Genomic DNA, 14,136 nt, shown 5'->3' on the forward strand with positions numbered 1-14,136 from the left:
GTGGTCACCCGAGGGCTTCCTGGATCCACATCTTGATGATGGAGAGACACTCCCGGGTCTTGTAAAACGGGATGAACAACACCCGGGAATGGACGGGGGCCGGCGCGGCGTCGATTCCCGCCCTTTCGGCGAGGCGCAGGGCCCGGTACATGTGGTAGTCGTGGGTGATCAGGTAGATCTGATTCCAATTCCGCTCAAGAAGAATCTTTTTGGAATTGGCGATGTTTTCGGCGGTGTTGCGGGACTTGTCCTCCAGGAGGAGCCGGTCGGGAGGGATGCCTTTCTCCACCAAATATTGCTTCATGCCCTCGGCTTCCGACGGTCCTTCATCCCCTTTCCCTCCCGACAGAATCAGGTATTGAACCCAGCCTTCGCGGTACATCTGGTAGGCCAGATCCAGCCGCTCCCTCAGGGCGGGGCTGGGCCTTCCGTCCCACAGGGCCGCGCCGAGGACCAGCCCGGCAGGGCGGGGCTGCGGATTTCGCTGAATGGAAGTGTCATCGTATAGGGATGCCTTGGACCAGAGGGAGATAAAGAGTATCAGACCAATGATGACGGGGAAAATCATCAGGATCCACTTCTGAAAAGGCATGGTGATCGTCTCCGTTTCGATTATTTCTGCTTTGGAGGGGAACGCAGACGATGGGGGCGGGGCTCTCCCTTTCGGGGAAGATGTCGATCCCCGGGCGATCGGGATACCACTGCCAATATAGCAAAAAAGGATCGGGGAGGGGAAGGCGGGTGCGGGTGTTGAAGGGACCTGAGATCCTTTGCCTTGCGGGCGCGAACAGGGGGGAGGGGTGGGGATTTCCGCGGAGTCCGGGATGGGTTTGAAGGGCGGAGGGAGCGATGTCCGGAGGCTGTGGGATGGCGAAGCCTTGGGCTGACCGGCTTCAATGGAAAAACCGGGCATGGCCCGGGTTTATCGAAGAGGGGAATTCCGTTGCATGACAATCTCTCGTGGCGGTGAGCTCACCGATACCGACCACATCGGGGTGGATCCGGCTTCCTTCGGCGCGCTTTTTACATGGTGACGACCAAGCGGGCCACTTGTCCGCGGGCCAGCCGGTCAAAGCCTTCGTTGATTTTCTCCAAGGGAAGGGTGTCTGTCAACAGGCGGTTGACGGGCAATCGACCCTGTTTGTACAGCTCGATGTAGCGCGGGATGTCCCGGCGCGGAATGCAGCTTCCGATATAGGATCCCTTGACCGTGCGTTCCTCGGTGGTCAGTGTGACATGGGGGATGGAGAATTGTTCTTTCGGGTGAGGCAGACCCGAAGTGACGGTGACCCCGCCCCGGCGGGTGATCTGGTATGCGGTTTGCATGGCCTGGACGACACCGGCGGTTTCAAAGGCATATTCAACACCGCCATCAGTGCAGGAACGAATGCGATCCACCACGTCGGGGTCCTTGGCGTTGAAGGTGTGCGTCGCGCCCAGGGATTCGGCCAGTTTCAACTTGTTCGGATTGACATCGACGGCCACAATCTGCCTGGCTCCGGTGACGACGGCACCGAGCAGGGCGCTCAATCCCACCCCGCCCATCCCGACAATGGCGACGCTGCTTCCCGCTTTGACTTGGGCCGTGTTGAGGACGGCCCCCACCCCGGTGATCACCGCACAACCGAAGAGGGCTACTTCATGAAAGGGGATGGAGGGATCCACTTTGATCAGGGAGTGTTGATTGATGACGGCATATTCGGCGAAACCGGACACCCCCAGATGGTGATGGATGTGTTCGTTTCCTTTTTTCAACCGGCGTTGACCGCCGAGGAGAACCCCTTTGTTGTTGGCTTCTGCTCCGGGTTCACACAGGGCGGGGCGGCCTTCCCGGCAAGGACTGCAATGGCCGCAGCTGGGAATAAAGGAGCAGACCACGTGATCGCCGATGGCAAGATCCCGGACACCCTCTCCCACTTCAACCACTTCGCCTGCTGCTTCGTGTCCGAGGACCATCGGAGTGGGGCGGGGGCGGGTTCCATTAATGACCGAAAGGTCGGAGTGGCATAAACCGGCGGCCCGGATCCGAACCAACACCTCCCCCTGCCCCGGAGGCTCCAGGTCCAGATGTTCGATGACAAGCGGCTTGCTCTCCTTGTAGGGGGTGGGAAGGCCCATTTTATACAATACAGCGGCACGAGTTTTCAATGGGGAACCCTCCTTATTCGTAACAGCCATCCGTCGACTTTATCAGTTGCTTGAATTGCTCGGGGTCATGACCATACCACACCTGGGCATTGTGTCTGGCCGCGTATTTTTTGATGTATTCCACCGTTTTCACATATCCGACGGAATCGTAGATGATTCCCGGCAGGCGGATGGGTGGGCCGTAGTTTTCCGAGCAATAGATGGCGTCGGAAGCCAAAATGATATTTCCCGTACCCGGGAGATTGACATGCAGACCCAGGAGACCCCATGCATGTCCGCTGCCGAAGTTTAGGATTTTCACCCCGTCCACCAGAGGGATTTCCTGTTCGTCTCGCTTGATCGGATGCCAGTCCAGTCCGTTTTTGATCCAGGCGTCGATATCCGCCCAGATATAGGCACCCATATTTTTGTTGATGGCGTAGCTCTTCATCGTATTGGCCAGTTCGTCTTCATGGACGATGATCTTGGCGTTGGTGAACATCTCCAAACAACCGGCGTGATCCAGATGGAGGTGGGAGGCGACGACGTATTTGATATCTTCGGGACGAACCTTCAATTGTTCCAACCGGTTGGGGAGATAACAGGCTTCATCGGCATAGTAAGGAAACATTTTCTGCACGGACTCCGGCCAGCGACCTTGTTTGCCCATCCCCTCGGGATGGCAGGCGGTATCAAAGAGGATTTTTCCATCGGGATGATCAATCAACACCGTGTAGATGGGGAATTCCACAAATTCCGCCGGCGGATTGGGGTTGTCCACCGTGGCCGGATTGTGCATGGCGACCATGAAGTTTTTGTCCATTTTCATCCTTCCATTATCTAGGACATACAATTTTGTGTTGGCCATTTTATCCCCTTCCTTTCCATGGGTATGGTGGCTATTTTATCCCCGTCCTTTCTGCTGTTATCATTGAAGCAAAGGACATGCCAACCGAAGCCCGCCTGAGCTGAGGGGTTTTGGAAGCGTTTTTATGCGAAGATTGTTGCAAAACTGCGACGGGAGGTGCAGAAATGCCACTTTCTGAGGGCGTCTCTGATCCGAAGCGATACCCTCTGCAGGTGCCATGGGGTGGGAGGTGTGATGGGTTCATCTTCCAGCAGACATCCTTGGGAGTCTATGTGACGGATCACCAGGGGAAAACACTCTATGTCAACGATTCCTATGTGCGGATCAGCGGCGTGCCCCGGGAAGAGCTGGTGGGAAGGCGAGTGGATGAGCTGGTTCGGGAGGGGTATTTCGATCATTCGGCAACGCTGCTTGTCCTGGAGTCGATGCGGTCGGAAAAGATCCGACAACGGATCCGCAACAAGGTTTCGGTGACTGCCACCGGAAATCCAGTGTTGGATGGGGATGGGTTTCTCCACTATGTCATCACCCTGGTCCAACCCCGCAAAGGAGATTCGGTTGAGGGGAGAGACGCTCAAAAAACGTTCATTTGTGAAAGCCCGCTCATGAAAGAGGTGCTGGCGGATGCGGAAAAGGCCGCAGCCTTTGATATCCCCGTCCTGATTCTAGGGGCGACGGGAACCGGTAAAGAAGTGCTGTCCCAGTGGATTCATGAGCGCAGCCGGCGGGCGGACGGGCCCTTCATCCGGGTCAACTGTGCGGCTTTGTCCGACGACCTGCTTGATGCCGAATTGTTCGGCTATGGTCCGGGAGCTTTTACCGGAGCGCAGAGACAGGGAAAAAAGGGATTGTTGGAAGCTGCATCAAAGGGCACCCTGTTCCTGGATGAAATTGGGGATATGCCGCTCCAGACCCAGGCCAAACTGCTTCGCGCCCTGGAAAACCAGCGGATTCGCCGCATCGGTGAGACCAAGGAGCGGGAAATCGATATCCGTATCATTTGCGCCACGAATAAGGATCTGCCCGCTTTGGTCGAGCAGGGACAATTTCGAGCGGACCTGTTCCATCGCATCGACGGCATCCGCCTCCACCTTCCCGACTTGAGTCAACGGAGAGAGGATATCCAGCCCCTGGCCCGCTTGTTTTGGAGACAATTGATTGAAAAGTATGGTATATCCAAAGAGTTGGGCGATGTGTCGATTTTGGAGCAGTTCGCCTGGCCGGGCAATGTCAGGGAGCTCAAAAATTTCATGCAGAAACTGTATGTCCTCGCTGGGGAAAGGGTAAGTCCGGATGACATTAAAAGAATCGCCGAGAAATTTGGAAACCGGCCGAAACCGGTTCAAGACTTAAAAAGCCGGATGAAGGAGATAGAAAAGAGGATTATCCGGGAGACGATCCAGCAGGAGGGATCTGTCAGCAATGCTGCAAGAGTTCTCAATATCGATCGCTCTACGCTGTTTCGAAAACTGAAGGGATGATATCTCAAAACGGCATCGAGGAAGGATGGTCGGATAGAGAAGCGCAAAAGGCCTCCATCCCCGGAAACGTGGCGCTCGCGCTGTGTATGCGGGGATCGCTGATAAGTTCAAATTATGGGAATCGGGAGGCGATATTCCGCCCGCTGGCAATGGAGCGGTCGGTATATCGCGCTCCCGAAATTTTTTATTCACCTTCCGGCATCCCGGGTGAGTTTCGGCCGGCGTTGCCCGGAGAAAGGGGATCGAGCTCCCGTTCCCCCGGCGCGGTGTGGAATTCCCCATTGATGGGATCCGCTGCCTCGTCCCATCATCATGCCGTGGGAGTTTTCCTTCCGTCCCTGTTCGGTCCTGCAGGGCTCTTCGCCGATTTGCGGCCTTTTTGTCCTCGGATCGACCCCGGAGGCGCGGTTTATTCCCCGACATTCCACTCCACGGTGAACACAGACCGGAAGTCGCCCCTTCGTTAAGGCTATAATGAATAAAAAGCGAGGTGAGAGTGTGGATAAAAGAGGGACTGTCGGATTGGCACTTATGGGAATTTTGGTGCTCTCTGCGTATCTGATACCTTACACGGTCCTGACGGATGTGCCCAAATGGTACGGAAGCGGCCTTTACTGGGTTCTCTTTGCCCTGGCTGCCATTTTCGTCATGGCCTGGCTCACTGCGGAGTGGAGGGAATGAAAGATGAAACCGACGCTTGTCTGGACGGGATTGGCGGTTTACGTCGCGGCAGTGGTCGCCATCGCCCTGATGTCCCGGAAAGGGATGCGAAAGGAACTCAATGACTATTTTTTGGCGCGAAGGGCGATGAGCGGGGTGTTGTCGGCGCTCAGCTACGGCGCGACGACCTACAGCGCCTTCATGCTGGTGGGGTTGGCCGGCCTCACCTATCAGGGAGGAGTGGGGGCGCTGGGATTTGAGCTGGTGTACTTGTCCGGAATGGTGCTGGTGGTTTATTTCGGCCCCCGATTCTGGATGGCGGGAAAAAAGTACGGCTATGTGACCCCTTCGGAGATGCTGGGGGACCGTTATGAAAGCCGGGCGGTGGCCGTCGTGACGGCCGTTGCCAGCTGCCTCTTTCTCATTCCCTACAGTTCGGTTCAGCTGGCGGGGGTGGGTTACCTCTTGTCGGGAATGAGCGGCGGATCCGTTTCCTTCACCGCCGGGGCGTTGATCGCAACGGTGCTGGCCATCGCGCTGGCCCTGATTGCGGGAATCCGCTCCGTCGCCTGGACGGATGCCTTTCAGGCGCTGATCATGATCGTCACTTCCGTCGGCGTCGTCTGGGTTGTCGCCCAGGGATTGGGCGGCTTTGACAGTCTGTTTTCCGCCCTGGAGCGCGATTATCCCGAATGGCTGACGGTGCCGGGGAACGGCTTTTTCAGCTTCGCCACCTTTCTGGGGCTCACCTTGCCCTGGTTCTTTTTCAGCATTTCCAATCCCCAGGTGAGCCAGCGCCTGTTTATGCTGTCCTCCCTGGCGGAGATGCGCCGAATGCTTCTTCTCTTTCTCGGATACGGCCTCATCTATACCCTGGTGGCCATTTTGTGGGGCTTTTCGGCCCTCGTCCAATCCCCGGATCTGGAGAATCCGGATCTGGCGACTCCCACCCTGCTCAGCTCCCCCCTGGTTCCCCCGGTGCTCGGGGTGATCGTCATGATCGGGATTTTGGCCGCCGCCATTTCGACGATTGATTCGATTTTGCTCACCTTGTCGTCCCTGGTGGCCCGGGATGTCTATGGAAATCTCGGCAGGAAGGAAAGCTCCGCCCAACAGCTTCGGGTGGGGCGCTGGGTGATTCCGCTGATCGCCCTTCTGGCCTACGGTTTTGCCGAGCTGCAGTTGGATTTGATCGCCGTGCTGTCCGTCTCTTCTTCGGCGGGACTGTTGGTGATGGTGCCCGCCATTGTCGGCGCGTTTTTCTGGAGAAGGGGAACGGCGGCCGGGGTTCTCTCCTCCGTCGTGGTCGGAGGACTGCTGGTGATCTTCCTGGAGCTGACGAGGATCAAGCCCCTGGGGCTCGCCTCCGGCATCTGGGGGCTTGCCGCATCCACGCTCCTGTTTGTCGTCGTCAGTCTCGTCACGGAGGCGCCTGCAGCGAAGGCGGAGCGCTTTGTCGGCGACATCCGCCGGTGGATCCGCGAGAAGGGGGCGTTTTGACAGGGGCGGGGCCTCCGCATGATGAGCCGGTTTCCGCCCTCCCGTTTGGCCGCCTCGGAAGGGGCTGCCCGGGCAGGCGGCCATACGCAGGATGTCTGGGGCGCGCGGCACGAAAGAAATCCGCGGCTCCGCATGCGGCGCCGATCGCCGAATGCGGAGCCCTTTTTTTGCGGGGTCTTAGGGGATGCCCCGCATCAATACAGGCGGGACATGCCGTGGTTGGCGAAGCGGTTGATCAGGGCGGCCATTTTTTCGGGAGGCAGGTCCATGTCGTTTTCGAGCCAATCCTTGATCACATGGATGGCGCCGCTGACCACGAAGGTGCTCAAATATCTCGAGTCGGCCTCGTTCATATGATAAACGGTGCTCATCATAAAGCGCCGCGCAACCTCCATCAACCGCTTTTCAAAGGCGGGGTCCTTGTTTTTGACCAGGAGGGTTTGGAAAAGGAATCGGTTTTCCGCGATGTATTCCAAGAGCTTCTGGGTCATCTTCAGCGATTCTTCTTCGATGGTGAAACGGTAATGGCTCAAATGGGCGACCATGTCTTCGATGATTTCCGATTCAATGTGATCCAGCAGGTCATACGGGTCCGAAAAATGCATGTAAAAGGTGGAGCGATTGATATCCGCCCTTTCGCAGATTTCCTTGACGGTGACGGCGGAAATGGGCTTGTCGTCGGCGAGCAGGGCGATGAGGCTTTCCTTCAGCACTTTGCGCGTGTACTTTTTGCGCCGATCCAGCTTTTTGCGCATGCCGGCCCTCCTTTATACCAATATTTCGTCAAATTCGACACGAATACAAAAAGTGTTGAAAAATCGACAGAACTTATAAAACTGTATGTTGTATTTCCGACACGGTGTCCAGTAAAATATTAAGGTGTTCAGAGGATGAGATCAAGGGAGGATGAAGACTTATAGACTTTGCCGCAAAAATTGTAAAACACAATAAGGCGATTGTCATTTCCGGCATCATCCTTGCGTTGATCGGGGCGATGGCGCATTTGGCCGTTTCGGTCAATTACAATATGGCCGACTATTTGCCCCAGGACACCCCATCGACCCGGGCCGTCGATCTGATGGAACGCGAATTCGATGAACCGGCCGCCAATGCGCGGGTGATGATTCATCACGTCTCCGTCGCCGAAGCTTTGGCGTACAAGGAGAAATTGGAGGCGATCGACGGGGTCACCGAAGTCACCTGGCTGGATGATGTGATCGATGTAAAAGAGCCCCTCGAGACGGCCGATCCCGATCTCGTGGAGCCCTATTACAAAAATGAAACGGCGCTGTTTTTGTTGCACATCCGCGAGGGGGAAGAAGTCGAGACGGTCGACCAAATTTACGAGCTGATAGGTAGTGAAAATGCCGTAGCCGGTCAGGCCGTCGATACGGCGGTTTCCCAGAAAATGGCCGGCCAGGAGTCCTTCAATGCCACCCTTTTGTTGATCCCCATCCTCATCGTGATTTTGGTTTTATCCACGACCTCCTGGATTGAACCCCTGTTCTTTTTGATCGCCATCGGCGTTTCCGTTTTCATTAACATGGGAGCCAATGTGTTTGTCGGCGAAATCTCCTTTGTCACCCATTCGGTGGCGCCGATCTTGCAATTGGCGGTGTCGATGGATTATGCCATTTTCCTGCTGCACAGTTTTTCCGGTTATCGCAAACGGATATCGGATCCCGACGAAGCCATGCGGCGGGCCGTCAAACAATCCTTCCCCGCGATTGCTGCCAGCGCATCCACCACCTTTTTCGGCTTCATCGCCCTCTCCTTTATGGAATTCGGCATCGGCGCCGATCTGGGTTTGAATCTGGTCAAGGGAATCGTTCTCAGCTTTCTCAGCGTCATCGTCTTTCTGCCGGCTTTCACCCTGATGTTTTACAAGTGGATCGATCGCACCCAGCATCCGCCCCTCGTTCCGAAATTGAAGGGGTTCGGGGAGCGGGTGCTGAAACTCCGGATTCCCAGTTTCATCGTCCTGATGCTTTTGATCGTGCCGGCATTTTTGGCCCAGAGTCAAACCTCCTTTGTCTACGGATTGGGCCAGCAGCCGGAGACCACCCGGGCCGGCGCGGATGCGGCGGCGATCCGGGAAGCGTTCGGGGAAAACAATTCGATCATTTTGCTCGTCCCCAAAGGGGATCCGGGAAAGGAAGAAAAACTCGTCCAGCGCCTGGAGCAGCTTCCCCTCGTCAAGAGCGTCTCCTCCTATGCAAACACCGTCGGTTCGGTCCTTCCGCCCGAGTATTTGGGGGAATCGGCGACGAAATCCTTTTACTCGGACAACTACGCACGCATCATTCTGAACGCGGAGACCGATTCCGAGGGGGAGGAAGTCTTTTCGTTGATCGATGAGGTTCGAAAAACGGCCGAATCGTATTATGACGAGGTCCATCTGCTCGGGGAGAGCGTCACCTTGTATGACATCAAAAAAACGGTGGAAAAGGACAACGCCCTCGTGAATCTGCTGACGGTGGGTTCGATCGCCCTCGTGCTCCTCTTCACTTTCCGTTCGGTCTCGATACCGGTCATCCTGCTGCTGACGATCCAATCGTCGGTCTGGATCAACTTGTCTGTTCCGTACTTCACCGATTCATCCCTGGTGTACGTCGGTTATCTGATCATCAGCACGGTGCAGCTGGCTGCGACCGTCGACTACGGCATATTGCTTACGGACACCTATCGGAACCTCCGGCAGTCGATGCCGGCGACGGAGGCGATAAAGAACGCCCTCAACGACAAGCTGTTTGCGATTTTGACGCCCGCGTCCATTCTGTCGACCGTCGGGTTCATTCTCTCCTTCACTTCCAGCAATCCCATCGTGTCGTCGATCGGGCTTTTGCTGGGAAGAGGGGCGCTGTTGGCGTTCGGGATGGTCGTGCTCGTCCTGCCCGCGATGTTGGTCCTTTTTGACCGGGTGATTGAAAAGACCACCCTGCGGCCGAACTTTTATCCGGGGAAAGGAGGATGGTGATGAAGCGCAAACGGACGGCGGTTCTGCTTATGGCCCTCCTTCTGCTGGTGTCGACGCCCGTCGCGATGGCGATGGATCAGGGCGCAGACTCCCCCGGAAAGGGGGTCCATTCGGGGAAAAGCGAAGTCGTGTATGCCATCTTGGAGGCCGACGGCGACCAAAAAGAGATTTATGTCGTCAACAAGTTTTCCGTCGAGCGGCCGGGGAAGATCACCGATTACGGACCCTACACCCGCGTAAAAAATTTGACCGACTTGACCGAGATAAAACTGAAGGGCGAGCGGGTCGGGTTTGTCGCTTCAAGGGACTTGTTCTATTATCAGGGGACCCTGAAGGACCGGCCGCTGCCCTGGGACATCGACATTTCCTACCGGTTGAACGGGAAGACCGTGTCCCCTGCGCAACTGCCGGGCAAAGACGGAAAGCTGGAGATCCGCATTCGCACCAAAGCCAATGAACAGGCGGGAGAGAACCCCTTTTTCGAGAATTACATGCTGCAGATTTCCCTCACTCTGGATCCGGAAATCTATCGAAACATCGAGGCGGAAGGGGGAACGGTCGCCGAGGCGGGCAAGAACCAACGGGTGACGTTCACCGCCATGCCCGGGAAAGAAGCGAGCTTTGTCGCAAAAGCCGATGTCCGGGATCTGGAAGTGGAAAGCATCGAAATCACGGGCATCCCGCCGGCCCTGTCCGTTGACACTCCCGAAACCGGCGATCTGACGGACGGGATGAAGTCCCTGTCCGATGCGATCCGGGGAATCGATGCGGGCATGGAAGAACTGAACGGGGGGATGGCGGAACTTCATCGAGGGGTCGCGGGGTTGCACGGGGGATCGAAACAGTACCGGCAGGGGCTTCAGAAACTGGAACAGGGCTCCGCAGAATTGATCAAAGGATCCGAGTCCATCCGCGACGCCTTGGAGAAACTGAGCCGGTCCCTCGAAGGAAGTGCGGATCAGATCGATGCGGGCCGGTTGAAGGAACTGCAACAAGGGCTTGCGGACATGGTGAGGGGGCTGAGGGAAACCGAACAGTCCCTGGGTGCGCTGAAGGATCGATATGCGAAGGCCGGCGACGCATTGGACCGGTCGATCGCGGCGATTCCCGCCGATGAGATCTCCGGGGAGGACATGCGGAAACTGAAAGCGAGCGGGGCCGACCCCCGGGTCGTCGATCAATTGATTCGGACGTACACCGCCGCCCGTGCCGCCAAGGATGCCTATAGCGACGTAAAGGGGAGCTTCCAGGCGGTAAATCCGGCGCTCGAAGAGGCTGCCAAATCCGTCCGGGAGATGAGAAAGTCCGTTGAAGTCATCGCCGGCCGACTGGGCGAAAGCCCGGATCAAACCCGGCCGGATGAGTCGCTTATAAGGTTGCGGCAGGGACTTCAATCCCTTTCAAAGCAGTACGGCGCCTTCCATTCCGGGCTGGTCGATTACACCCGCGGTGTGGCTCAATTGTCGGAAGCCTACGGAGGTTTGCACGGCGGGATTGCGGAGATGAAGGATGGAACCGGGCAGTTTCAAAGGGGCGTGCGCGAATTGCACCGGGGCACATCGGAGCTGGCCCGGTCGACCCGAAATTTGCCGGATCAAATGCAATCGGAAATCGATCGGATGATAAGCGAATACGATCATTCGGACTTTGATCCCGTCTCCTTTGTTTCCCCCAAAAACAAGAGGGTGGATTCCGTGCAATTCATCCTGAAAACCGAGAGCATCAAAAAAGAGGAAGCCAAGCCGAAAGGCGGGACGAAGGCGGGGGAAAAAAGGGGTCTTTGGGACCGGTTTTTGGATTTGTTCAGAGGCTGACCCCCGACGATGTATATGGATTTAGCCCGGGCGAAGCCCGGGCTTTGCCGTCCTGTGGGAAACCGGTCTCTGTGCCGGCCGCAGGAGCGTTTGTCCGGATGGGATATTTGGAGGCAACCTCCCGGTCCGGTTCATGGAAGGACGGCCTGTGCCGCGGCATTTTCCCGGGTCGGGAGCGATGAAAGGCTGGCGGGCTGTCGGCTCAGACGAATCGTGTTACAATCATGGGTGAAACGCATTTCCGGATTCGCGGCTTTTCGCCCGATGACGGGCGTGGATAAAAAAGCGGGAGATTTGTCCGATGAAGATCGGCCGTTGGAACCTGGCTCCGGTGCCGGCGCTGATCGTCGGCATCGTCGCGATCTCTTTTTCCGCCATTTTCATCAAGTGGTCGGAGGCCCCCGCTTCGATCCTCGGCATGTACCGGTTGCTGTTTACGGTGTTGCTGATGGCTCCCTTCACGGGGAGGGCCGTCCGCCGGGAAATGCGGAGAATCAAGCCGGTGGACGGCGGACTGCTTTTCTTGTCGGGACTGTTTTTGGGGCTGCACTTCCTGTTTTGGATCGAATCCCTCCGCCACACTTCGGTGGCCAGTTCGATGATCGTCCTCTCCCTTCAGCCGGTTTTGGTCGCCATCGGGGCCTATGCGGTGTTTCGGGAGCGGACCGGCGGAGCCGCCCTGCTCGGGATGGGGATGGCCCTGGCCGGAACGGTCCTGATCGGGTGGGGGGATATCGGTTTCTCCAGGGAGGCGGTGTACGGGGATGTGCTTTCCCTGCTGGGCACTCTGGCCGTTTCCGTCCACATGTTGATCGGCCAAAGGCTGTGTGCGCACATCCCTTCCCATGTGTACAGTTTTCTCGTCTTTTTGACGGCCGCCGGGGTTTTGGCCGCATATAACCTGGCGGCGGGAATCGGGATGACCGCTTATCCGGCGCGGGAATGGGGGATCTTCCTCCTTTTGGCCGTCGTCCCCACCGTCTTCGGACACCTGTTGTTCAACAGCCTGCTTCGGGTGGTGGGGGCGACCACCGTCTCCATGTCCATCCTGGGGGAACCGGTGGGAGCGATCCTTCTCGCCTATCTGCTGCTGGGGGAAGGCATCACCGATTACCAGGCGCTCGGCGGGGCCTTGACCCTTGCGGGACTTGCCGTGTTTCTTAAGACGAAGCGGACCGCCCCCTCTCCGGAGCGGCCGGCGCGGGAATCGGCTTGACCCCTCCGAAGATGCGCCTGGCTTATGTCTCCGTCCGAAGGGGAAGGGGTTTGTTGAGCGTCCTTTTCGGAGGTGAAGATCCATGCACTGGGGCGGGCGGCAGCGGGAGATCCCGGAGGGCGGAGGTTTGCCGCCGGGCGCTGAAATTCGACGGGCGACCGAGAAGGATCGGGAAGCCATCCTGGAGGTGGTTGAGACGTGCTTCGCGCCTCCGGGAGGCCATCGCCCGGGCCGCATCGAGGAGCGTTTTTGGCATGTTTATGCGCCGGATCAATTTCAACCCTCCGCCTGGCAGGTCGCCGTGGCCGGGGGAAAATCGTCGCCGCGGCGGGCTTTCCCGCGATGGAGCTGAATGTCGGTCCCTTTTCCCTCCGGTGTGCCGGGGTGACGGGAGTCTGCACCCTCCCCGGGTGGCGGGGCCGCGGCCTGATGAGCGCCCTGTTGAGGGAGGGAATCGATGACATCGATCGGCGCCGGCTTCCCCTCAGCCTTTTAAAGGGGATGCGTCACCGCTATCGGCGGTTCGGCTTTGAGGACGGAGGGCGGAGGCTGGGACTGGTTCTTCATCGGAGGCGATTTCCCGATCCCGGGTGGAGCGACGAACAAGTGGTTCACGTTGCGGGGCTCGGGGCGTCAACGCAGCTTGTCCCGGGTTTTTGCGAGCGGTTGTTGGCCGTTCAGAAGCGGTATCTGGGACGGGCGTTGCGCTCCCTTTCCGCGCAGAGGGCGATGATCTCCCGCCGGGGGGTTCATACCTACTATGTGGAACGGGCAGGAGACGCCGCCTATGCGCTGGCGGGAGATTGGGAGGGCCCTCATCTGGATGATGGATTTCTCCCGGAGGAGGAAGGCGGAACGAGGGGCAAACTGTATGAGGTGGCAGGGGATCCCCGGCTGGCGCTGCAGCTTCTCGGCTTTCTGATGCGAAAAGGGAGCGGGAGCCTGCAGGCGCTCGTCAGCCCCTGTTTAAGCGGTTTCGAGAGGCGGCTGTGGGAGCGGGCGGAACGGCAGTTTCTCAGCCCGGCGGGAATGATCCGCATTCACGATCTGGCGGGACTGCTCACGGCGTACACCCCTTGGTGGAAGACCCGTTTCCGATCCGGGGCGGATTCCCTGGTGCTGGTCATGGAAGATAAGGTGGGCGGATCGCAAGCCGTGGAGATGGTCTGGAACCGTCGGGACGTGAGGGTTCGGCGGTTGGATGCGCCGCCGGCCGGCGCGGAAGGGAATGTGATCCGGGCCGACCGATGGAATTGGGTTCAGGCCCTTTTTGGTCCCCTGGATGTGGAGGCGGCTCTGGGATATTCGCCGCATGCCCGCCGTCTGAGAGAGCTTCTCCCGCTCCCTTTTTGGCCTCCGCGGCTGGAACAGGTGTGACGGGTGTGATGTGGACGGACATCGGTTGCCCCGAAGAAGATGAAGGCCGGCTTTCCGGCTGTTCATATCCGGGGACATGGGGGGCCTCTCCGGCGTGGCGACCGATGTCCGGCTGA

12 protein-coding genes are annotated in these 14,136 nt (G+C 58.0%); 8 read left to right on the top strand and 4 right to left on the bottom strand.

Annotation, left to right across the window (positions count from 1 at the left end):
- Nucleotides 1–4 precede the first annotated feature (4 nt).
- The 3 genes from BM063_RS17515 to ahlS all read right to left on the bottom strand — a co-directional run bounded on the left by BM063_RS17515 (nucleotide 5) and on the right by ahlS (nucleotide 2,995).
- Complete coding sequence (locus BM063_RS17515) at nucleotides 5–592, bottom strand: YdcF family protein (RefSeq protein WP_177198940.1); 588 nt, start codon at nucleotides 590–592, stop codon at nucleotides 5–7.
- 431 nt (nucleotides 593–1,023) lie between these two features.
- Complete coding sequence (locus tag BM063_RS02735) at nucleotides 1,024–2,148, bottom strand: zinc-dependent alcohol dehydrogenase family protein (protein WP_092035784.1); 1,125 nt, start codon at nucleotides 2,146–2,148, stop codon at nucleotides 1,024–1,026.
- Nucleotides 2,149–2,161: 13 nt separating this feature from the next.
- Nucleotides 2,162–2,995, bottom strand: coding sequence for an AhlS family quorum-quenching N-acyl homoserine lactonase (gene ahlS, locus BM063_RS02740; protein WP_092035785.1), 834 nt, complete (start codon nucleotides 2,993–2,995; stop codon nucleotides 2,162–2,164).
- Between the two features lie 164 nt (nucleotides 2,996–3,159).
- On the opposite strand from ahlS, the gene BM063_RS02745 reads away from it, so the two are divergent.
- The 3 genes from BM063_RS02745 (at nucleotide 3,160) to BM063_RS02755 (ending at nucleotide 6,636) form a co-directional block, all read left to right on the top strand.
- A complete protein-coding gene (locus tag BM063_RS02745) occupies nucleotides 3,160–4,476 on the top strand; it encodes a sigma-54 interaction domain-containing protein (protein WP_092035786.1) in 1,317 nt (438 codons plus the stop codon).
- A gap of 522 nt (nucleotides 4,477–4,998) precedes the next feature.
- On the top strand, nucleotides 4,999–5,157 hold the full coding sequence (locus tag BM063_RS17520) for a hypothetical protein (protein ID WP_177198931.1): 159 nt from the start codon (nucleotides 4,999–5,001) through the stop codon (nucleotides 5,155–5,157).
- A gap of 3 nt (nucleotides 5,158–5,160) precedes the next feature.
- Nucleotides 5,161–6,636 carry a sodium:solute symporter family protein gene (locus BM063_RS02755; protein ID WP_092035788.1) on the top strand — a complete coding sequence of 492 codons (1,476 nt, stop codon included), beginning with the start codon at nucleotides 5,161–5,163 and terminating at the stop codon, nucleotides 6,634–6,636.
- Nucleotides 6,637–6,830: 194 nt separating this feature from the next.
- On the opposite strand, the gene BM063_RS02760 is transcribed toward BM063_RS02755, so the two are convergent.
- Entirely contained in the window at nucleotides 6,831–7,391 is a 561-nt protein-coding gene (locus BM063_RS02760; protein ID WP_092035789.1) for a TetR/AcrR family transcriptional regulator, read from the bottom strand.
- Between the two features lie 239 nt (nucleotides 7,392–7,630).
- On the opposite strand from BM063_RS02760, the gene BM063_RS02765 reads away from it, so the two are divergent.
- From BM063_RS02765 to BM063_RS02785, 5 genes are all read left to right on the top strand, one after another.
- Nucleotides 7,631–9,613 carry an efflux RND transporter permease subunit gene (locus tag BM063_RS02765; RefSeq protein ID WP_092035829.1) on the top strand — a complete coding sequence of 661 codons (1,983 nt, stop codon included), beginning with the start codon at nucleotides 7,631–7,633 and terminating at the stop codon, nucleotides 9,611–9,613.
- Nucleotides 9,613–11,427: a hypothetical protein gene (locus BM063_RS02770; RefSeq protein ID WP_092035790.1), complete on the top strand. Its 1,815-nt coding sequence runs from the start codon at nucleotides 9,613–9,615 to the stop codon at nucleotides 11,425–11,427. Before BM063_RS02765 ends, BM063_RS02770 begins: the two co-directional genes overlap by 1 nt.
- A gap of 301 nt (nucleotides 11,428–11,728) precedes the next feature.
- Complete coding sequence (locus BM063_RS02775; protein ID WP_092035791.1) at nucleotides 11,729–12,643, top strand: DMT family transporter; 915 nt, start codon at nucleotides 11,729–11,731, stop codon at nucleotides 12,641–12,643.
- Nucleotides 12,644–12,725: 82 nt separating this feature from the next.
- A complete protein-coding gene (locus tag BM063_RS02780; protein WP_092035792.1) occupies nucleotides 12,726–12,995 on the top strand; it encodes a hypothetical protein in 270 nt (89 codons plus the stop codon).
- Complete coding sequence (locus tag BM063_RS02785; RefSeq protein WP_092035793.1) at nucleotides 12,986–14,020, top strand: GNAT family N-acetyltransferase; 1,035 nt, start codon at nucleotides 12,986–12,988, stop codon at nucleotides 14,018–14,020. The genes BM063_RS02780 and BM063_RS02785 overlap by 10 nt, the downstream gene beginning before the upstream one ends.
- Nucleotides 14,021–14,136 lie beyond the last annotated feature (116 nt).

The organism is Planifilum fulgidum (assembly GCF_900113175.1).
GTDB lineage: Bacteria > Bacillota > Bacilli > Thermoactinomycetales > DSM-44946 > Planifilum > Planifilum fulgidum.